The sequence below is a fragment of the Mycobacterium sp. 1164966.3 genome (assembly GCF_001665395.1).
Lineage (GTDB): Bacteria > Actinomycetota > Actinomycetes > Mycobacteriales > Mycobacteriaceae > Mycobacterium.
Genome location: NZ_LZSG01000062.1, coordinates 130,521 through 149,373, shown reverse-complemented (window position 1 = coordinate 149,373; position 18,853 = coordinate 130,521). Strand labels below are relative to the sequence as shown.

The window sequence follows — 18,853 nt, the reverse complement described above, 5'->3', positions numbered from 1 at the left end:
CGTCACCCCTTCGGCAGCCCGAGCAGCCGCTCGGCGATGATGTTGCGTTGGACTTCGGAGGTCCCGCCGTAGATGGTCGCGGCCAGCGCATCCTGGCGTTCGAAGAGCAAGTCGGGGTCAGCGGCCGATCGGGGTCCGCCCGCTACCGCGCTCAGCTCCCAAACACGTTGCAAGGTAACAGATCCGAGAAGCTTCAAAATGTCGGCTTCCGGGCTGGGCCGGCCGGCGAGTTCATTGCCCAGGGCGCGGTATCCGGTAGCCCGCAGCGCTTCCGCGTCGGCGAGCAGCGAACCCAGTTCGGCGAAGATGTCGACGCCTCGATCCGCGTCGCAAGCGCCGCGGATCGAGTCCAGGCCCCGCTCGATCTCGACCCAGTTCATGATCCAGATCATCCGGCGCTCGTGCTGTAGCGACGCCAACGCGACCTGCCAGCCGCCGTTGCACGGGCCCAACAGGTTGTCCACCGGCACCTCGACGTCGTCGAGAAACACCTCGCAGAACGTCTCGTCGGAGATCGACGCCATCCGGATCGGTTCGATGCGCACCCCGGGTGACTGCAAGTCGAGGATCAGACAAGAGATGCCACGGTGTTTCGGCGCGTTGGGGTCGGTGCGGGCGTAGAGGGTGCACCACCGCGACAGGTGGGCCTGTGTGGTCCAGATCTTGTGGCCGTTGACCAGGAACACGTCACCGTGCCGTTCGGCGCGGGTGCGCAGGCCGGCGAAGTCGGATCCGGCTTCCGGCTCCGACATGCCCAGCGCCCACCATTCGTCACCGCGCAGCAGCGGGACCAGCAGGCGGTCGATCTGCTCGGGGGTGCCGAATTGGCGGATGCCCGGCGCAGCGACGTTGGGGCCGGCGATATTGGGTAGCTTGGGCGCTGACCGCGTGGCCGCCGCCAGCCGGATTTCCATGGCGTCGCGCAAGCCCAGCGATCGGCCGCCGTGCTCGCGCGGCCAGGTGGGCTGGATCCAGCCGGCTTCGAAGGCGGCCCGCTGATAGTCGCGGCGGAGCCCGAGATCCCATTTGTATCTGGGGTATTGCCGGTAATAGTCGTTCGGCAGAAATTCGGTAAGCCAGGTGACGAATTCCTCCACTACCGCTGACGTCATGCCGCGCCTCCAGCGAAGCGCCGGCCGACGGCGTGGTACAGCGCGCGGCTGTCGCCCAGCATCGCCGCGCCCTGCCAGGCGTGGCGGACGAACAGATGGATGTCGTGCTCCCAGGTCTGGCCCAGCGCGCCGTGTACCTGGACCGCGGTTCGCGCACAGCCGACCGCGGCGTCGCCGGCGGCGGCCTTCGCCAGGGCCGCGGCGGTCCAGGCGCCGGTCCCCCCGGACCCGAGACGGCCTGCGGCTGCGTACGTGAGGCTGCGGGCGCGCTCGACGCTGACGTAGTTGTCTGCCAGCGCATGTTTGATGCCCTGGAACGAACCGATCGGCTTACCGAACTGACGGCGCGACTTCGCGTGTTCGCCGGACCGGTGCAACGCCGCACTTGCTACGCCAAGCAAGTCGGCGGCAGCGGCGACCAGCGGTGCCGCCAGCGCCGATTCGACGTCTGCGACCGCCGCCGTGGCCGCCGGTGTGGCATCGATCTCGACGTCGGCAAGTGGCTGCGTGGGGTCGGTGGACTCACCCGCCTGGATGGTCACCCCGTCACCGCAGCGGACCACCGCCGCCACCGGCCCGTCATCGGAGTCGGCCAGCGTAACGATCAGCTCGGCGCGCTGCAGGTTGGGGACGGCGACCGCACGGCCGGTGAGGCGGTTGTGGTGCAGCGTCATCGGCGCCCCCGGCAGCCGATACCCGGGGGCGTGCACAGCCAGGGTGGCGACCGCCCCGCTCGCAATCTCGGCGAGAACGTCGTCGAAGGCACCGCCACCGGTCCGCAATACCCCCGCGGCCATGCCCAGGCTGCTCAGCAGAGGTATGGGCGCGATCGCAGCTCCGCATTCCTCGAGCACCACTGCCAGCTCCACGGGTCCGAACTCGCCACTGCTGTCCGGCGCTGCCAGTTCCGTCCAGCCCAGGTGGACGACCGTCTTCCACAGCGCGCGCCAGCGTTCCGGGTCGCTGATCGCCTGGCGGGCGACGCTCGTCGGACACTCGGTACGCAGGATGTCGCGTACGGTGTCGCGCAGCGCAAGCTGCTCCGAAGTCAGTGCGACATCCATAAGACCCCTAACATAATAAAAATAGTAAACTAGCGACTCGGGCGCAATCGGACGCCGACAAACACGGGTGAAGACATGGTCGAGTGGTATCTCTTCCTGCCGCAGGTACGGTTGCCGGTGGCCGAGTTCGTGCTGCGGGCGCGCGTGGCGGAAGCCAGCGGTTTCGACGGGCTGGCCTTCATCGATCACCTCGAGGCGCCCGGACGGCCGGATGAAAACATCTGGGAGGCAATGGGTATCGCGACGTGGGTGGCGGCCAAGACGGACCGGCTGAAGATCGGGCATCTGGTGCTCTGTGACGCGTTCCGCCATCCGGCGGTGCTCGCCAAGCAGGCCGTCACCCTGTCGGAGGCCTCCGATGGCAGATTCGAGCTGGGCCTGGGAGCGGGATCCTGGCCCGCCGAGTTCACCAGATTCGCTGTCGGGCAACAGGATCCGCTTGCCCGCGTCCACCAACTGGACCGCAACCTGGAATTGATCAGGCAATACTGGACGGACGGCGACGGCTCGTCCAGCGGTCAATTTCCCCGGCCCACGCATCCGATACCGCTGGTCCTGGGCGGCAGCGGCCGCCGGATGATGGAACTGGTTCGCAAATACGCGGATTGGTGGAACCTGCAGGCGAACCACCTCGACCGGCTGGCGCGTCTCTCCAAGGCCGCCGAACCGGCCCGGATCTCGGTTCAACAGGCAGTGGGCTTCATCCGCGCCGGCAGCGATCCGCACGCCGTCCGCGAGGTGAGCACCCGCCGGTTCGGACAGCTGGGGCCGGGGCTGGTATGCGGCACCGCCGACGAGCTGATCGCGCACTTCAGCGGCCTGGCCGCCCAGCGGGTCGAGCGGTTCTATGTGTGGTTCGCCGACTTCGCGGCGCCGGATTCGCTTGCCGAATTCGGCGAATCGGTCATCAAAGGATTTCCGCGTTCCGCGGGGGCTTGAGCTGCCGCCCGCCGGCGGGCTTCGGTGGGCACGATCGGGGGACGTGCGAATGGACCCCGCCGCACGGCGTTCAGCCTGATCTCCGGCAGCTCGACCGACGCGTCGACGGTATCCAGCCAGGCGACCGCCTCGGCGACGTCGGACACCTGGATCGCGTACATCTCGAAGGGAACGTCCTGCAGCATTTCGGTTTCCACCGGCCCGGGGGTCACGATGTGGACGCTGATGCCGTCCCGGTCGACCTCGAGCGCCAATGCGCGGGCGAAGGCGTTCATGCCCGCCTTGGTCGCGGAGTAGGCGGTGCGCGCCATCATCGGTTCGTGCGCCGCGGACGACGAGATGAACACCAGTCGCGAGCCAGGTCGCATCCGCGGCAACACGGCGGAGGTCACTACGAAGCAGGAATCCAGATTGGCCGCCATGATCGTGCGCCACTGCTCGAACGTCTGCTTACGGGCGTAGGTTCCGCCCAGCACGCCCGCCGCGTGAACGACGAGATCGATTGTCTCCAAGGCACTTATCGCAGCCGAAAAGTCAGCCGGATCCGACGCGTCGGCCACGATATGGCGGGCACCGAGCTCTTCGGCGGTTGTGCGCAACGGGTCCTCCCGGCGCGCCACCAGCACCACGTCGTAGCCGAGCTGACATAGCTTGCGGCCGCACGCTTTTCCAATGCCGCCGCTGCCGCCGGTCACCAATGCGGTACGCATGGTCAGGTGGCTACGGCCGCCGGACATCCCGCGGGCGGGACCCCGAACGCGAAAGAGCCTGCGGCGACAGCGCATAGATGCGTTGGTCAGGCCGGCCGGACAGCACATAGGTCTGGGTGTCGGCCAGATGGCGGCCCGCGATCCGGCGGGCCCGGTCGACGTCACCCTCCGCAATCGTCTCCGCCAGCTTGATGTGGGTGTTGAGCACCGCGCGGCGCTTGGCCAGCGACGGGTACGTGCCGCGCGCTGAACTCTCGTCGGCCCACTGCTGTTCGTGGCTGGTCCACAGTGTCTCCAGGCTGCCCACCACCGCGATGATGGTGTGGTTTCCGCAGCCGCGGACGACGAGATCGTGGAATTTACGGCCGATCTCGGTGAAGTGCCGACCGTCTTCGAGGTTCTCGGCCATGGAGTCGTTGATCTCTTTGAGTTCGGGCACCAAGGTGTCCGCGCGGTCCGGCCGTTGGGCGGCCAGCGCCGCGCACGCGGGTTCGAGTTCCTGCAACGCCGCGCCCAGGTCGGCGACGGCAACCGACTCGCTCTGCAACAGCAAACCGAGCATGTACGCCGCGCTGGTTTTCGCGGGTGCATGCACGACGGCACCGCCGCGGTTGCCCCGCCGAACCGAGACCAAGCCCTCGGTCTCTAAGATCCGCAACGCTTCCCGCAACGAAACGAGGCTGACGTTGAACTGCTCGACCAGCACCTCCTGCCGGGGCAGCAGGTCTCCGTCGGCGAGTTCGCCGTCGATGATCTGACGACGCAGCTCGTCGGCTACGATCTCAGCGATCCGCGGCGCCGACAACCGGCGACGGGCATCAGGGCCAATTCCCAGAGCGGTCATCCGATCCTCATAAGCTCGATTGTTGCGTGGCGACCCGCTGCGCCCGGCTTCGCCGCGCTTGCGATCGCCACTGCGTACTCGACTGGCTTAGCTATCTTAGCAGTAATGATATAAATAGCCGGGTGAGTCGCGGTTCCGGCAATCCGCCGCTTGACGAATTGCGTGTGCTCGAGATCAGTGACCGGATCGCCGGTGGCTACTGCGGGAAACTGTTGGCCGACGCGGGCGCCGAAGTACGTAAAATCGAACCGCCGCAAGGAGATTCGCTGCGTCGCTGGTCGGCGACCGGATCACCGGTGCCGCCGCCGGGCGACTCGCCGTTGTTCAGCTACCTGAACGCGGGCAAGCGCAGCGTGACCTGTCCCGCGGATTCGGATCGGTTGCGCGCCGAACTCTCCGCGGCGGACGTCGTCGTGGTCACCGCGGGCCCGTCGCGGGCGGCGGCGCTCGGAGTCGATCCGCAGCGACTACTGGCCGACTGCCCGCGTGCCGTCGTCGTCACCATCTCGGACTTCGGCTGGACGGGTCCGTACGTCGACCGCGCCGCCAGCGAGTTCACCCTGCAAGCCTGGGCCGGCTCGCCCGGATTTCGGGGTGATCCCGCCGGGCCGCCCATCGCGATCGGCGGCGATCTGGGGGAGTACATGGGTGGGGTGTTCGCCGCGTTCGGCACGCTGGCGGTGCTCCGCCGCGTCGAGCAAGGCGGTCCAGGTGAGCATCTCGACCTGTCCATGCTTGAGGCGATCACTTGGATGCAGAGCAGCGAATGGCTGCATTCACAGCTGCTTAAAGTTCCGCCGATCCGCCGCACTCTGGAAGTGCCGTCGATCGAACCGGCCAAAGACGGCTACGTCGGGATCACCATGGTCACCGGTCAGCAGTGGCTCGACTTCGCCGCGATGGTCGAGTGCCCGCAGTTCACGGAGATCGAACAGTTGCAATTCCAGATCGGCCGGTGGGCCTATCGCGATTTCATCCGCGAACAGATCGGCCCCTGGATGGCCGAACGGACCGTCGAGGAGATCGTCGAGCTCGGTCAGCTGTTCCGGTTGCCCATCGCGGCCCTGGGCAACGGCTCCACAATCCGCGACATGGACTACGTGACGCAGCGCGGGGTCTTCGTCCGCAACCCCGCCGGCTTCCACCAGCCCCGGCCGCCATGGCTGATGTCGCGCAGCGCGCCCGCACCGGTAGGCGATACCGCATCAGCCGGCGCCGACAACGACGAATCCCCTTGGCGCAAAAGAGAACACGACAACCCCGCTGCGCCTGGACTGCCGCTGCGCGGTGTTCGCATCGTAGATCTGACCGCTTTCTGGGCCGGTCCGGCCGCCACCCACGTGCTGGCGGCTTTCGGTGCCGACGTCGTCAAGGTGGAGTCCATCCAGCGACCGGACGGGATCCGCTACTCGGGTGGCATGCGCAAAGACGTCGACGATTGGTGGGAGTACGGCTGGGTGTTCCATGCGATGAACACCAACAAGCGTTCCGTCACACTGGATTTGAACTCCGACGACGGGCGCCGTTTGTTCAAGGCGCTGGTCGCCGGTGCCGACGTGATGATCGAGAACTTCTCGCCGCGGGTGATGGACAACTTCGCGCTCACCGCCGACGTGCTGCTGCAGCAGAACCCCAAACTCGTCGTCGCCCGGATGCCGGCGTTCGGGCTGGACGGTCCATGGCGTGAGCGGGTTGGATTCGCCCCCACCATGGAACAGCTGGCCGGACTGGCCTGGGTGACGGGATTGCCGGAGAATCCGCCGGTGACGCCGCGCGGAGCGTGCGATCCACTGGCCGGGGTGCACGCCGCGTTCGCGGTGCTGGCCGCGCTCCAGTTCGCCGACCGCACCGGCACCGGCCAGCAAGTCGAGTTGCCGATGATCGAGACGGTGCTCAACGTCACCGCGATCCAGCCGATCGAGCATGAAGTCTTCGGTGTGACGCTGACCCGGCGCGGCAACCGTGGTCACGGCCAGGCCATTCAGAACATCTACCGGTGTGCCGGCCCGGACGATGACTGGATCGCGATCACCGTGCAAGACGACCAACAATGGCGCGCGCTGGTCGAGTTGATGGGCCGGCCGTCCTGGTGTGATGCAGGTCTGTCCACCGTGGTCGCGCGTCATGAGCGGGCCGACGAGATCGATGAGCGGCTGCGCGACTGGTTCGCCGGGCAGCCGCTGGAGTCGACGGTGCAGCGACTGGCCGCCGTAGGCGTTCCCGTCGCCCCGGTGGTTTCTCCGTCGTTGGTGACCGAGAATCCACAACTGCGCGACAGAGGATTCTTCGAGCAGCTCGTCCATCCGAGCACCGGGCCCGGTCTATACCCTTGTCCGCCATTTGCCCGGCTGGCCGGCCAGGACAGGTGGCTGCACCGGCCGCCGCCGCGGCTTGGCGAGCACAATGACGAGGTGCTGTGCGATCGGTGCGGGCTGAGTGGGGAAGAGTTGGCGCGCCTGGCCGCCGATGAGGTGATCGGGACTCGCCCCAAGGGCGCCTGACAATAGCTTTCTCGCCTCGAGATCGACGGCAGCGTGCCGGCCACTCGCACTTCTTCACGCCAGCGTCAATCTCGGTGGAAGCGTTCTGCCTAGTTACCCGCACACGCAAAACCAGCGGCGCCAAGCCTAGACTTTGGGCATGTTAGCGACTTGCAAAACGGCATGGGGCAGCTCATGCGAGTGATTGTCGACCGGGATCTGTGTGAGGCCAACGGGTTCTGCGAATCTATCGCCCCGGACATCTTCGAACTTGGCGACGAGGACGTGGTGCAGATCGCCGAGGGCGAGGTGCCGGCAGACCGGGAGATCGACGTGCGCGCCGCAGTAGAGCAGTGCCCCAAGGCCGCGCTGAAACTACGCGATTGACGCCCTACGACGGCGAGCGCCGCGACGGCGCGAGTGAGGAGTAGGGCAATCAGACTCGGCGCGCGGTAAGCGATATCGCCATCTCGTCGTAAATCGACATATTGGTGGTCAGATTCGGGTAGGCCACCTTGGCCGGCCCCACCTCGATGTCATCGCAACGCAACAGCAGCTCGTCGAACACCGCGCGCAGTTCGGCCCGCGCCAGCATGGCGCCCAGGCAATGGTGAGGACCGCCGCCCCCGAATGCCACGTGGGGGTTCGGCTGCCGGCCGATGTCGAAGGTGAACGGCGACTCGAAGACCTCCTCGTCGCGATTGGCCGAACGCAGCATCGACACCACTCGGGCACCGGCCGGGATATGCACGCCGTCCATCTCGATGTCGACCTTCGCGGTACGCGTCCAGTACGCCACCGGTGAGGCCCAGCGCAGCACTTCCTCGGCAGCGCTGGAGCGCAGCGCTTCCTGCTGCCGATACCGGTCGATCTGCCCGGGATTCGCGACAAACGCCTGCAGCCCGATGGCCAGCGCATTCTTGGTGGTGTCGCTACCGGCAAAAGCCAGCACGAAGAAGAAGAACTCAAGCTCGTTGGCGGGCAGCCTGAACTCCTCACCGTCTTCGCCCGTGATGACTGCGGAGGCCAGGGTGCTCCAGATGTCGTCGGCCGGATTGCGCCGCTTTTCCGCGGTGAGTTCCATCGCGTACCCGAAGATGGTGGTGTAGAGGTCGGTGTAGTCCTGCCAGCTCGGTCGCGCCCCCGGCGAGTTGGCCTTCAGGATTTGGTCCAGGCAATCGAAGATTCGGGGCCGGTCGGATTCCGGTATGCCGATAATGTCGCCGATGACGGTCATCGGCAGCGCGTCGGCGACGTCCTCGATCCAGTCGCCACCGCCATTGGCGAGCAGATCATCGATCATGCGCGCCGCTCGCGCCCGAATTCCGGCTTCTAGCTTGGCGATTGCCCGCGGGTTGAAGGCGTGGGAGATGAGCTTGCGACGCTTGTTCAGTCCCGGCGGGTCCATGTTGATGATCGTCGGGTACGACGAGAACATGCCGACCGGTTGGATGAGTGGGCCGTCCACCGCCGTGAACGATTCGGCATCCCGGTGCAGGCGCACCGCGTGCCGGTGCTTGGTCGTCACCCAGAACTCACGTTCGACGGTCTCGGCGACTCCGGGGGTGAGATCATGCCGGAAAAGCGGCTTGGTGCGGCGTAGTTCGGCGAACAACTCATCCGGAAAACCGTTGCGCCACAACGTAAAATCGGAAAGGTCTACAGTGACACTCGGCATGGCGAACCTCGCTCCGGGTTCGGACCCCGGCAAGGAGAGGCCCGCGTTGACGTTCAATGCTTAAGATAGTAAAAATAGATCTAGTCGTCGAACCGCGGGCCAAGCTGCGCTTGGCCGTGTCGGAAACGGAGTGTTCGTGACGCATACGATGTCGGACTCGGCTTCCGAATCAACTGAAGACCCGTCGGAACAGGAGTTCGGTTCCGCCGGTATCGCCCTGTCGAAGTACCGCTTCCCGACGGGGTGGTTCATTGTCGCGTTCGCCTCCGACTTGGCCCCAGGGCACGTCAAGCGCGCACACTACTTCGGCGAGGAACTGGTGCTGTTTCGCACGGAGTCCGGCAACGTGCATGCGCTCGATGCCTACTGCCAGCACCTGGGCGCCAACCTCGGCGTCGGCGGCACCGTCGAGGGCGAGAACATCGTCTGCCCGTGGCACGGCTGGCGATGGCGCGGCGATGGCACCAACGCGCTGATCCCGTACAGCAAGATCGGCTGCAAGAACAACGTTCGCATCCGCACCTATCCGGCCGTCGAGTGGTACGGCTTCATCCTGGTGTGGCACGAACGTCACGGCCGGGCGCCGTACTGGCAACCGCCGGTGCTGCCCGAGCTGGAAACCGACGAATATTACCCGCTGCACCCGCACACCCGGATGCTCAACCGGGTCAAGGTGCACGCGCAGATGATCATCGAGAACGCCGCCGACCCGTACCACGTCCAGTACGTGCACAAGGCCGCCAACCCCGCCACCACCGCATCGTTCGAGGTGGCGGGTTATCACCTGCACGCCACCGTCAACGCGCATTTCGGCGGCGGCCGGGCGCAGACCTGGTTGACGCCCAACGGGCCGGTCGACGCCAAGATCATCTACGACAACTACTCGCTGGGGCTGGGGGTCGTTCGCTTCCCGAGTGAATTGGTAGCCACCGTCCAGGTCACCGGGCAGACCCCGGTCGACGAGGATTACACCGACTACTTCTACACGCAGGCTTCCATCCGCGAGCCCGGCGACACCGGCGACGTGCCGACCGGCCGCGCCGCGAAGTTCCTCGCGCTGCAGCAAGAGGTGATCAAACAGGACTTCTTCACTTGGGAGAACATGAAGTACCTGGAGAAGCCGAACCTGGCGCCCGAGGAGGCGCATGACTATGCGGCGCTGCGCCGCTGGGCGCACCGCTTCTACCCGGGCACGCAACCGTCGCCGAACGACTTCGGCTATACCGCCGAGGGCGAGCCCGACCCGGCGGCCGCCAAGGCCTGAGAGTTGTTCGAGCCTTCCGATTTCGGCGTCGATCGCTTTACGGTGCCTGCTGTGCTGGACCGCCGGGCCGAGCAGTATCCCGACCGCGTGATGATGTCGATCGACGGAACCGACGTGACCTTCGAACAGATGCGGCAGCGGTCCCGTGCGGCGGCGAATCTGCTCACCGAACTGGGTGTCGGCAAAGGCGATAGCGTAGCGCTGTTCACCACCACCTGCCCGGCATGGATCTACTTCTGGCTGGGCGCCGCGCGCATCGGCGCCGTGAGCGCGGCGGTGAACGCCGCCAACAAAGGTGACTTCCTGCTGCACACCCTGCGATTGTCCAAGGCCAAGGTGATCCTCACCGATACCGATCGGCGCCCCCGCGTCGACGAGGTCGCCGAACGGCTGGACACGGTGACCGATGTTCTGGTGCAAGACGATTCGCTTAGCCAAACCCTGGACCGCGCCAGCGACCGCCCCCTGCGCGACCACGTCGGAGAGATCGGTGAAGTCGGGGCACTGTTCTTCACGTCGGGCACCACCGGACCGTCGAAAGCGGTTGCCACTACGTGGCATTACTTGTTCTCGGTGGCCGCGACCGTTGCTGAGTCTTGGCAATTCGGTCCCGGCGAGGTGCTGTGGACCGCAATGCCCCTGTTCCATCTCAGCGCGGCGCCCAGCGTGCTCGCTCCGATGCTCATAGGCGGGACCACGGTGCTGGCCGGCGCCTTCCACCCGGCCGCGGTATGGGACGACGTACGTGCCCGCGGCGCCATCGGTTTCGCCGGTGCGGGAGCAATGGTTTCGATGCTGCAGAACCTGCCCCCCGATCCGCGCGACGGTCAGCTGCCGTTGCGGTTCATCTCGGCGGCACCCATCGACGCGCACTCCTATCGTGACATCGAAAAGCGCTACGGCTGTCGCATCGTCACGATGTACGGGATGACCGAGGCATTTCCCCTCGCCGTCAAAAGTGTTGCCGACGAGGGAGTTCCGGGCACATCTGGTCGCCCCAACCCGAACTTCGAACTGCGCATCGTCGACGCGGACGGCCACCCACAGGCCGCCGGAACCGTCGGGGAGATCGCCTGTCGGGCCCGATACCCGCACGTGATGAGCGAGGGATACGTCAGTCCCGGTGATACGCCGTGGTTGCACGTGGATCCGCACCACGAGTGGTTCCGTACCGGCGACGTGGGCAAGCTGGACGGCGACCAGAACCTGACGTATGTCGATCGCGTCAAAGACTCGCTGCGCAGGCGCGGCGAGAACATTTCCTCGGTCGAAGTGGAAACCGTCGTCACGCGCCACCCGTCGGTGGCCGAAGCGGCAGCGGTCGGAGTACCCAGCGAGTTGGGCGAGGACGACATCCTGCTGGTCGTGACGCTGCGCCCCGGTGCAGGGCTGAATCACGCAGAGCTGCTTGACTTCTGCGCCGCCCGAATGCCCTACTTCTGTGTGCCGCGATTCGTCGAGATCGTTGATGAACTTCCGAAGAATGGCATCGGGCGGATACGTAAAGATCTATTGCGGAAACGAGGTGTAACGCAGGATGTCTGGGATCGGGAAAGTCAGGGATATATCGTCAGCCGGTAGGTCGAATTGAGGTCTGGAGAGCAAAGATGACCATGAGCTATCAGGAACAGCAGCTGCTCCAGGCCGCAACCGGCCGCGGCGCCATCCTGGATCTGGACGCCCGGCACAATCGGGCCTACTCCGACGGCGACCGCGACCGCTGGATCGCCACATTCCGTCACTCTGGTGCCAGCTACACCCGCGACGGTGAGGTGTTCCACGATCTACGCTCGGCCTTCGACGGCGGGGACGGGCAGCGCCTGATCACCGTCGACCACGAAATCAAGGTCGACGGTGTGCACGCCAGTCAACGTTGTGTCGCCGTGCTTTTCGCGGTGGCATATGGCGACACCACGTTGCGGGCCACCGGGACGTTCCGGGACGAACTGATCTACGAGCGTGGCGGGTGGTATTTCACCTCGCGTGCCCTCGCCTGGGATTCGGTGCCCAGCCGGCATCCGCTCGTCATGTGAAGCGGCACGTGGATCAGGACTCCCGCGATCAAGGCGGCTATCAGCTCGCCTTCGGCACCTATGACGACGCGCTGCGAATGGTCGGTGCGGCGAGCGAGCCGCGAACCGCGCGAGCCGCAGTCAGCGGCGCGCGGATTCAGCTGTTCGCCGCGATGGTCCGCGACGGCAACCGTTCATATTGGGACGCCGCGTACGCCCGGCAAACCTGGGGTGGTTTGCTGGCCCCGCCGGCTCTGTTGATGGGGTGGCTGATCCCGCCGCCCTGGGAGCCGGAAGGACGACCACCGGTGGCCTCCCTGGTGCTGCGAGTGCCACTGCCGGGTACCACTTTCATCAATGCGGCCAACGACGTGGAGTTCACGGAGCCCATCGTCGAGGGTGACGTGCTTACCGTCGTCGAGGAGTTGGTGTCGGTGTCACCGGAGAAGCGGACTCGGCTGGGAGTCGGACATTTCGTCGAGACGCTGGAGACCTACCGCCGCGAGGACGGCGTCGTGGTGGCCAAGTGCCGAAACACGTTGTTCCGCTTCACTCCGGAAGCATCGTCGTGACGAGCCTGGATCTGGACTGGAACGAGGTCGAGGTTCCGGCCCAGCTCCCGGAGGTGGTCGAAGAGATCACCTACCAGCGGGTGGTCGAGAACGCCGGAGCGACTTGGGACTATTTCCCAGGCCATTTCGATCCCGATTATGCCCGCAGCCAGGGCAACCCGACGATTTACGTCAACACCATGCACCTCGCCGGATTCGCCGACCGCATCGCGACCGACTGGGCCGGGCCCGGCAGCCGCGTGGTGCGCCGCTCGATGCGGTTGGCCGGTTCGGTTTACGCCGGCGACACCATGATCGGCCGCGGCCGGGCGGTGGCCAAGCGTCTCGACACCTCGGTAGACCCGCCGCGCCGCCTGGTCGACCTCCAGATCACCGTCACCAATCAGCATGGCGCGCTGTGCTGCCCGGTCGAGCTCACCTTGCAGCTGGGCGCACACGACCGCCCACTGGGGCCGGCATGACTGACGATTGGCGCAGCTACCCATTCAGCCTGGTGCCAGGCGACGCGCTGCTGGACTTTCCCGCCGCCGAAGGCGAACACCCCGATCAAGAGTCCGATACCTGGTTCATCGCCGGCCAACTCGACGCGACCGAGACGGGCCGGTCGTTTGCGTTCCTGACGATCTTCAACAAGAACCGGCCGGGCGGAACGGTAGTCGCGGATTTCTACACGTTGGCCCTGTTCGATCTGGACACCGGCGACTACGGTACTTACACGGATTACGACATGCCGCCGGCCAACATGAAACCGGGAGCCGTGCCCAAGCTGTCCATGGCGACGGGTTATCTCAAGCTCGAATACCGAAGTGGTGCGGGCATCGCGTCGTGGACCACCCGCCGAGACGGCAACGACGAATGGATGCCCTACACCTACCAAGTCAGCCTGACGGGAACAGACCAGACCGGCAAGTCGATGCGGCTGGATCTGACCGTGACGCCGACGCGTGCGCCGACACCCGTCGGCGCATCGACGTACAACGGCAAGATCGTCTGCTTCGGACAAGAAGACACGTACTCGTACTTCCAGACCGGAATGGCCATGGCCGGAACGCTGAGCTGGGGCGAGGTGACCGAAAAGGTTTCTGGCAGTGCAGGTCACGTCGACCGACAATGGTTTCCCAAGTACGCGGGTGGAGTACCGCGGGCCAGGTCGCACGAATGGCGAACGATCAATTTCGACAACGGCATCGATTTGAGCATCTGGCGGCAGTTCGACCGCACGAATGGCAATGCACTGCAACCGTTTACGGGTGTTACCACGAGCTCACCAGACCCCACGGCACCGCCGCAGTGTGCCGAAGACGTCGACGTCGTGGTGACCAGCTACGTGAAATGGCCGGATTCGGTGCGCCCGTTGCTGCGTCCGCCGGCGCGAGCCCGGTATCTGCCGGATCGTCACCGAATCATCTGTCCCACACTCGAATTGGATATCGTCGGAGAGCCCCTGGTGGCCGCGCCGGCACACGCTCTCCCGATCGAATATATGGAAGGGCCCTATCGATACCGCGGCACCATGTGGGGTGAGTCGGTGAGCGGCTTCGCGTTCAACGAACGCTCGCTGGCGCTGTACCGGGATTGGGAGTTGGTCGAGGTGCTGGCCACGACCGTGATGAATCTCGATCCACCCGCCCCGGGGCTACAGTCCCTGGTGGATCAGCTAGTGCCGTTGGTGGCAGCCGGACGGCGTGACGAGGCTGCTGCGCTGTTGAGCAAGACGAGTCCCCAGAACGCCGCGCTGGCAACGATTCTGGAGGATCTCAACACCGCGCTGGCGGAGGCTCCCGCAAACGAGATTGCGACCGGCCCTGGCGGCGGTGCTTAGTTCAGCGGCGTAGACCGGCCAGAGGACGCCAGTAGTCACATCAGCCACTTCCGTCCCCGTCGGGGCTTCGCTCAGTGAATGCGCAACGCGATGTCCCCGGCGATATCGTTTTGCAGATCGCAACATGACTTCGCTTTGGGTGCCCGAGTGACAGCTGTGACTCCATAGCGTCCCGTTATCGCGACGTTGTGGACGTCCCGTAGTCTCAAATCGCCTTGCTGGCAACCAATCTCGACGATTTGGTCACGGCGCAATCGCCTGCTGCCAGGTGATGTGACGATGCTGCAGACCAGGCTCGTTCCGGCCGAACACCAGTCGGTCTCGAGCTCCCGACTCGAGGTTGGCCTGCAGCGATTCGACCAGCCGGTAGTCCTCATCGCGCACGGTGGAGTGCGCGTACTCGAAGACTGCCGCAGCGCCGGCTGCCACGGATTCGTCGGACAGGTCGAGCGGCGTGGAGTTCTGGTGAACGGTGATCGACCGACCGGGTCGGTCGGCGGGGTAGACCCGGAACAGCTCGCCGTTGGCGATCGTCACCGACAGCACAATGTTGGGGAACAGCGCGTAGATCACCACCATGCTTTTGAACGGCTCCCACTGCTCTTCGGGGACGTTGTCCAGTTCGAGGATGCCGTTGAGCGGAAAGATCAAGCGATGATGGGGGCCGAATGAGTCGAAGACGGTGCAGTTGCTGCGGGCGATGGTGGCAAAGGTCTGCCGGTGCACGGTGGCGAAGTGGTAGTTCTCCGCGAAGGTGTCAATCGCCAACTTCCAGTTGATGGGGCAGTCCAGCACCTTCTCGCCCAGCGGTGACCACCGTCCGATGCCCCACGAGTCCAGCTCGTCGGCCAGCGGGCCCAGGTGCGCGGCGATATCCAGCGTCGCACCGGGATCCAGTGCCACCCAAAGGAATCCGGCGAACTCGACAGCGGGCAGCTCGGTCAGGCCGTCGGACTTCAGCGTCACATCAGGGAAGCCCTCGCGACCCGGCAGCCCGACCAGCCGCCCGGTGTTGTCGTAGGTCCACGCGTGGTAGGGGCAGCTGAACCGCTTCGCTGTGCCGCACCCGGTGACCACCTGCGACTGACGATGCAGACAGACATTGTCGAACGCCTTGACCGTTCCGTCCGCTGTCCTGGTCAGCAGGACGGACCGGCCCATGACCGCCTTGGTGCAGTAGCTGCCCGGGCCAGGCAGCTCCGAGACGTATCCGACCAGTTGCGGGCTTGCCAGCAGCATGGCCCGGTCGCGCTCATGCCGCTCGAGTGAGGTGTACTCGCGCGCTTCGACGGCATGTTGCGCGGGCGCCAGATCGGTGGTTTTGTCGCGTGCCAGCTTCAAGGCCCGTCGGGTCAAGTCGATGAGTTGGTCGTGATCCATCGGAAGTCCCTCGTGCAGTCCATTCCAGCAGCGCCGGCTCTAACTTTATTAACTTTATAGTGTTAGCAAAACGCAGCCAAGACGCGCTCGCCACGATCAATCGCGTTGCGGCGTACTGATGTAGCCGAGCAGCTGCGGGTGTCGATCGGCCAATGCGCTCAGACGGTTGTCGTCCAGCTGGCGCAGGTAATCCGCGGTCGTGGTGTCGGCGGGAAAGAACGACTCCATCGCCAGGTTCTCCACACCGACGTCCAGCGGACTGCCGAACGTCGCGATGGTGTTGACGAAGTTCAGTTCGGCACCGTCGATGGTGACGATCCGGAACGGTACGTATAGCTCGCCGATGGGTTGGCTCGACTCGGCCGGCCGGGGCACGGGATAACCGGACAGCTCGTCGTAGAGCCGCTGTATTTCGGATGACGCGGTGGCGCTGGCGGTTCGGCGCACCCGGCGCAGGATGCTGGAGTGCACTTCGGCAAAGTTGAGCAGGCGCTGAGACACTCCTCGCGGATGTAGGCACAACCGCATCACGTTGATAGGCGGACAAAGCAGCTCCGCAGCCGCCCCCTCGTCCAATCCCTCCACCAGGACGAGGCATCCCACGTTTGCCGCGATGAGGTTCCAGCACGCATCGGTGACGACGGCGGGGTACGGAGAATGGCCGGCCAGCACCGAGTCGACGGCCGCCTTCACCGGCCGCATCTTCTCGCCGTCCAGCGCGTGCTCGCCGTACGCGGGTGCGTAGCCGCCGGCGAGCAGCAGCCGATTGCGTGCGGTCAACGGGAGATCGAGCGACTCGCCGATGCGCAGGAGCAACGCCCGACTGGCGTTGGACCGACCCGTTTCGACGAAGCTGAGATGGCGAGGCGAGACGCCGATCTGGTGCGCCAGCTCCATCTGGCTCATCCGCCGGCGAGTGCGCCACTCGCGCACCCCGATACCCGCAGACACGTTCTGAACCTATCCCCATAAGGGAGCCACAACCACTACCTCGTAGGTAATCGACAAAGCTACCTCGGCGGGCCAAGACTGCTTTCATGAGCACAACATCACCACGGCAGCCCACCATCTTGCGTCGTGCGTTCGCGGCGGCGGCCATCGGCCGAATCGCGCTGGGCGCGGCGGCATTTGTATCTCCGCGGTCGCAAACCCGGATGAACGGCGTGCCGGACAGCATGCTTTTCACCGAGACGAGATACCTGATCCGCATCTTCGGCGCCCGTGCCCTGGGCCTAGGTCTCGGCTATCTCGGCAGCGACGAGATCAACCGCCGGCGCTGGCAACGTATCGGTCTGGTGGTCGACACGCTGGACAATCTCAACGCGGTCATGGAGTTGAGGAAGCTCGACCGCGCTGACAGCCGGGTTCGCGCGCTCCTCAGCCTGATCGCGGTGACCGGTCCCTATGCCGTGCTCGGCGCATTGGGTGAGCTGCAATCCCGACTGGCCGGGCGACGGGTGTGATTCTCGGCTTTGGGTGTGAAACCTGGGCTTTGCGGGTGAACGCAGGGCGGGGTTGCAGCCCAGTTCAACGCCCAGGCGTCACAATCAACGCCGACGTTTCACTGCCAACGCCGGCGCGAGGGCCTCGTTTCAGCACTGTGATGCAGATGTGACTGCTGTGATCAGTGTGTCATCTGATGTACCTGTCGTACCCTGTGGCATGTGTCGGTGTCGCGGCGTGACGTCCTCAAACTCGCGGCCGCGACGCCGGGTTTACTAGCTCTGGGCTTCGCGGGGGCGTCGGTGTGCGCGGCACCGGCTTCGGCCGGCTCACTCGGAACGTTGCTGGACTACGCGGCCGGTGTCATCCCCGCCCAACAGATCAGGGCTGCCGGCGCGGTAGGGGCGATTCGCTACGTATCCGATCGGCGGCCCGGCGGCAACTGGATGCTCGGCAAGCCGATCCAGGCCACCGAGGCGCGCGATCTGAGTGGTAGCGGGCTGAAGATCGTCTCGTGCTATCAGTACGGCAAGGGCACTACCTCCGATTGGCTGGGCGGTGCCGCCGCCGGTACCCAGCACGCCCAGCGCGGAATACAGTTGCACGCTGCCGCCGGGGGTCCCGCCAGCGCCCCCATTTACGCCTCGATAGACGACGACCCGACCTATGACCAGTACAGACGGCAAGTGTTGCCGTACCTGCGGGCCTGGGAGTCGGTGATCGGCCACCAGCGCACGGGTGTATACGCGAACTCGAAAACAATCGAGTGGGCGGTCCATGACGGCGTGGGCTCCTACTTCTGGCAGCACAACTGGGGCTCGCCGAAGGGATACGCCCACCCGGCCGCGCACCTGCACCAGGTCGAGATCGACAAGCGGTCGGTCGGCGGTGTCGGAGTTGACATCAACGAAATCCTCAAGCCGCAATTCGGGCAGTGGGCGTAGGGCGGGCCGGCACAGCCCCGGCCTGAATCGGTGCTGTCTGGACTCCTGCGGCGGTCCAGGGCTCGTCACGGCGGCCACACCCACAACGTGACCCGGAGCTTCCAGCAAACACTCGTTCGCCCAAATCCCGTTGCCGCAGCCGCCGCAGAGGTCGGGCGGACGCCGGCGGTCGCGCCGAAAGCCCCTTCTCGAGCCGAAATTTTTTACATAACGATTACATAACAATACTGCCTTGATCTGCGCAGTTGTAGCTACTCGACCGTAACCACCTACATGCAGGAGGTTTGTCGGCGACGTCCGCGCCCGCCGCCGAGCCGGGTGTTACCCACGACACGGTTACCCGCGCGTAGAACTCACCAGTAACCGATCACCATGGCCTGGAGTCGGAAATTCTTATGACACCCTTATGTGAGCCGGAGCCGTCTGCCGTGCCGCCGCCCGACCCGATCGGCGAGCCCGCCGACGACACAAACGGTCAGCCGATCTTTGGCGCCGATTCAACGCCGAATCGACGATGCCAGCCCGCCGGCACCGACCGGGCCGCGACAAGACGCCAAGAAAACTTCAAGAAAACTTTTAGACGTGACAG

17 protein-coding genes and 1 pseudogene are annotated in these 18,853 nt (G+C 65.4%); 11 read left to right on the top strand and 7 right to left on the bottom strand.

The genetic code is table 11. The features are described from left to right. Nucleotides 1-2: 2 nt before the first annotated feature. Both A9W99_RS21875 and A9W99_RS21870 read right to left on the bottom strand, forming a co-directional pair. Nucleotides 3-1,112, bottom strand: coding sequence for an acyl-CoA dehydrogenase family protein (locus tag A9W99_RS21875; protein ID WP_067383132.1), 1,110 nt, complete (start codon nucleotides 1,110-1,112; stop codon nucleotides 3-5). Beyond that, nucleotides 1,109-2,176, bottom strand: coding sequence for an acyl-CoA dehydrogenase family protein (locus tag A9W99_RS21870; protein ID WP_067383129.1), 1,068 nt, complete (start codon nucleotides 2,174-2,176; stop codon nucleotides 1,109-1,111). The genes A9W99_RS21875 and A9W99_RS21870 overlap by 4 nt, the downstream gene beginning before the upstream one ends. Nucleotides 2,177-2,251: 75 nt before the next feature. Here A9W99_RS21870 and A9W99_RS21865 point away from each other — a divergent pair, with 75 nt between their 5' ends. Then, nucleotides 2,252-3,115: an LLM class flavin-dependent oxidoreductase gene (locus A9W99_RS21865; RefSeq protein WP_067383126.1), complete on the top strand. Its 864-nt coding sequence runs from the start codon at nucleotides 2,252-2,254 to the stop codon at nucleotides 3,113-3,115. Between the two features lie 5 nt (nucleotides 3,116-3,120). Here the strand turns inward: A9W99_RS21865 and A9W99_RS21860 are convergent. Together A9W99_RS21860 and A9W99_RS21855 are read right to left on the bottom strand one after the other, a co-directional pair. Next, a pseudogene (locus tag A9W99_RS21860) lies at nucleotides 3,121-3,825 on the bottom strand (SDR family oxidoreductase); the annotation flags it as partial. Between the two features lie 10 nt (nucleotides 3,826-3,835). Then, nucleotides 3,836-4,669, bottom strand: coding sequence for a FadR/GntR family transcriptional regulator (locus tag A9W99_RS21855; RefSeq protein ID WP_067383120.1), 834 nt, complete (start codon nucleotides 4,667-4,669; stop codon nucleotides 3,836-3,838). A gap of 122 nt (nucleotides 4,670-4,791) precedes the next feature. On the opposite strand from A9W99_RS21855, the gene A9W99_RS21850 reads away from it, so the two are divergent. Together A9W99_RS21850 and A9W99_RS21845 are read left to right on the top strand one after the other, a co-directional pair. Continuing rightward, the gene (locus A9W99_RS21850) at nucleotides 4,792-7,170 is read left to right on the top strand and encodes a CaiB/BaiF CoA-transferase family protein (protein WP_067383118.1); all 2,379 of its coding nucleotides are present in this window, start codon (nucleotides 4,792-4,794) and stop codon (nucleotides 7,168-7,170) included. Nucleotides 7,171-7,344: 174 nt separating this feature from the next. Continuing rightward, on the top strand, nucleotides 7,345-7,536 hold the full coding sequence (locus tag A9W99_RS21845; RefSeq protein ID WP_067383716.1) for a ferredoxin: 192 nt from the start codon (nucleotides 7,345-7,347) through the stop codon (nucleotides 7,534-7,536). A 49-nt stretch (nucleotides 7,537-7,585) separates the two neighbouring features. Here the strand turns inward: A9W99_RS21845 and A9W99_RS21840 are convergent, their stop codons facing one another. After that, complete coding sequence (locus A9W99_RS21840; protein ID WP_253870215.1) at nucleotides 7,586-8,884, bottom strand: cytochrome P450; 1,299 nt, start codon at nucleotides 8,882-8,884, stop codon at nucleotides 7,586-7,588. A 79-nt stretch (nucleotides 8,885-8,963) separates the two neighbouring features. Between A9W99_RS21840 and A9W99_RS21835 the strand changes: the two genes are divergently transcribed. The 6 genes from A9W99_RS21835 (at nucleotide 8,964) to A9W99_RS21810 (ending at nucleotide 14,497) form a co-directional block, all read left to right on the top strand. Beyond that, nucleotides 8,964-10,091 (top strand): Rieske 2Fe-2S domain-containing protein, encoded by a 1,128-nt coding sequence (locus A9W99_RS21835; protein WP_172828927.1) that lies wholly within the window; start codon nucleotides 8,964-8,966, stop codon nucleotides 10,089-10,091. Between the two features lie 3 nt (nucleotides 10,092-10,094). Continuing rightward, a complete protein-coding gene (locus tag A9W99_RS21830; protein WP_067383109.1) occupies nucleotides 10,095-11,672 on the top strand; it encodes an AMP-binding protein in 1,578 nt (525 codons plus the stop codon). Between the two features lie 26 nt (nucleotides 11,673-11,698). Next, nucleotides 11,699-12,124 (top strand): nuclear transport factor 2 family protein, encoded by a 426-nt coding sequence (locus A9W99_RS21825; RefSeq protein WP_067383106.1) that lies wholly within the window; start codon nucleotides 11,699-11,701, stop codon nucleotides 12,122-12,124. A gap of 77 nt (nucleotides 12,125-12,201) precedes the next feature. Then, a complete protein-coding gene (locus A9W99_RS21820; RefSeq protein ID WP_067383709.1) occupies nucleotides 12,202-12,675 on the top strand; it encodes a MaoC family dehydratase N-terminal domain-containing protein in 474 nt (157 codons plus the stop codon). Next, entirely contained in the window at nucleotides 12,672-13,136 is a 465-nt protein-coding gene (locus A9W99_RS21815; RefSeq protein WP_067383102.1) for a MaoC family dehydratase, read from the top strand. The genes A9W99_RS21820 and A9W99_RS21815 overlap by 4 nt, the downstream gene beginning before the upstream one ends. Further along, nucleotides 13,133-14,497 (top strand): secreted hydrolase, encoded by a 1,365-nt coding sequence (locus tag A9W99_RS21810; protein ID WP_067383098.1) that lies wholly within the window; start codon nucleotides 13,133-13,135, stop codon nucleotides 14,495-14,497. The genes A9W99_RS21815 and A9W99_RS21810 overlap by 4 nt, the downstream gene beginning before the upstream one ends. A gap of 243 nt (nucleotides 14,498-14,740) precedes the next feature. On the opposite strand, the gene A9W99_RS21805 is transcribed toward A9W99_RS21810, so the two are convergent. Together A9W99_RS21805 and A9W99_RS21800 are read right to left on the bottom strand one after the other, a co-directional pair. Beyond that, on the bottom strand, nucleotides 14,741-15,877 hold the full coding sequence (locus A9W99_RS21805) for an SRPBCC family protein (RefSeq protein ID WP_067383094.1): 1,137 nt from the start codon (nucleotides 15,875-15,877) through the stop codon (nucleotides 14,741-14,743). Between the two features lie 96 nt (nucleotides 15,878-15,973). Then, entirely contained in the window at nucleotides 15,974-16,828 is an 855-nt protein-coding gene (locus A9W99_RS21800) for a helix-turn-helix domain-containing protein (RefSeq protein ID WP_082930149.1), read from the bottom strand. A gap of 86 nt (nucleotides 16,829-16,914) precedes the next feature. On the opposite strand from A9W99_RS21800, the gene A9W99_RS21795 reads away from it, so the two are divergent. Both A9W99_RS21795 and A9W99_RS21790 read left to right on the top strand, forming a co-directional pair. Continuing rightward, a complete protein-coding gene (locus tag A9W99_RS21795; RefSeq protein ID WP_067383091.1) occupies nucleotides 16,915-17,340 on the top strand; it encodes a hypothetical protein in 426 nt (141 codons plus the stop codon). 201 nt (nucleotides 17,341-17,541) lie between these two features. Next, nucleotides 17,542-18,264: a DUF1906 domain-containing protein gene (locus A9W99_RS21790; protein WP_067383088.1), complete on the top strand. Its 723-nt coding sequence runs from the start codon at nucleotides 17,542-17,544 to the stop codon at nucleotides 18,262-18,264. The last annotated feature ends 589 nt before the right edge of the window (nucleotides 18,265-18,853 follow it).

Bases quoted from the DNA above. Each gene is read 5' to 3' on its own strand.
- A9W99_RS21795 (WP_067383091.1), top strand. From the start codon at position 16,915: ATGAGCACAACATCACCACGGCAGCCCACCATCTTGCGTCGTGCGTTC.
- A9W99_RS21845 (WP_067383716.1), top strand. From the start codon at position 7,345: ATGCGAGTGATTGTCGACCGGGATCTGTGTGAGGCCAACGGGTTCTGC.
- A9W99_RS21875 (WP_067383132.1), bottom strand. From the start codon at position 1,112: ATGACGTCAGCGGTAGTGGAGGAATTCGTCACCTGGCTTACCGAATTT.
- A9W99_RS21870 (WP_067383129.1), bottom strand. From the start codon at position 2,176: ATGGATGTCGCACTGACTTCGGAGCAGCTTGCGCTGCGCGACACCGTA.
- A9W99_RS21865 (WP_067383126.1), top strand. From the start codon at position 2,252: ATGGTCGAGTGGTATCTCTTCCTGCCGCAGGTACGGTTGCCGGTGGCC.
- A9W99_RS21805 (WP_067383094.1), bottom strand. From the start codon at position 15,877: ATGGATCACGACCAACTCATCGACTTGACCCGACGGGCCTTGAAGCTG.
- A9W99_RS21810 (WP_067383098.1), top strand. From the start codon at position 13,133: ATGACTGACGATTGGCGCAGCTACCCATTCAGCCTGGTGCCAGGCGAC.
- A9W99_RS21825 (WP_067383106.1), top strand. From the start codon at position 11,699: ATGACCATGAGCTATCAGGAACAGCAGCTGCTCCAGGCCGCAACCGGC.
- A9W99_RS21855 (WP_067383120.1), bottom strand. From the start codon at position 4,669: ATGACCGCTCTGGGAATTGGCCCTGATGCCCGTCGCCGGTTGTCGGCG.
- A9W99_RS21820 (WP_067383709.1), top strand. From the start codon at position 12,202: ATGGTCGGTGCGGCGAGCGAGCCGCGAACCGCGCGAGCCGCAGTCAGC.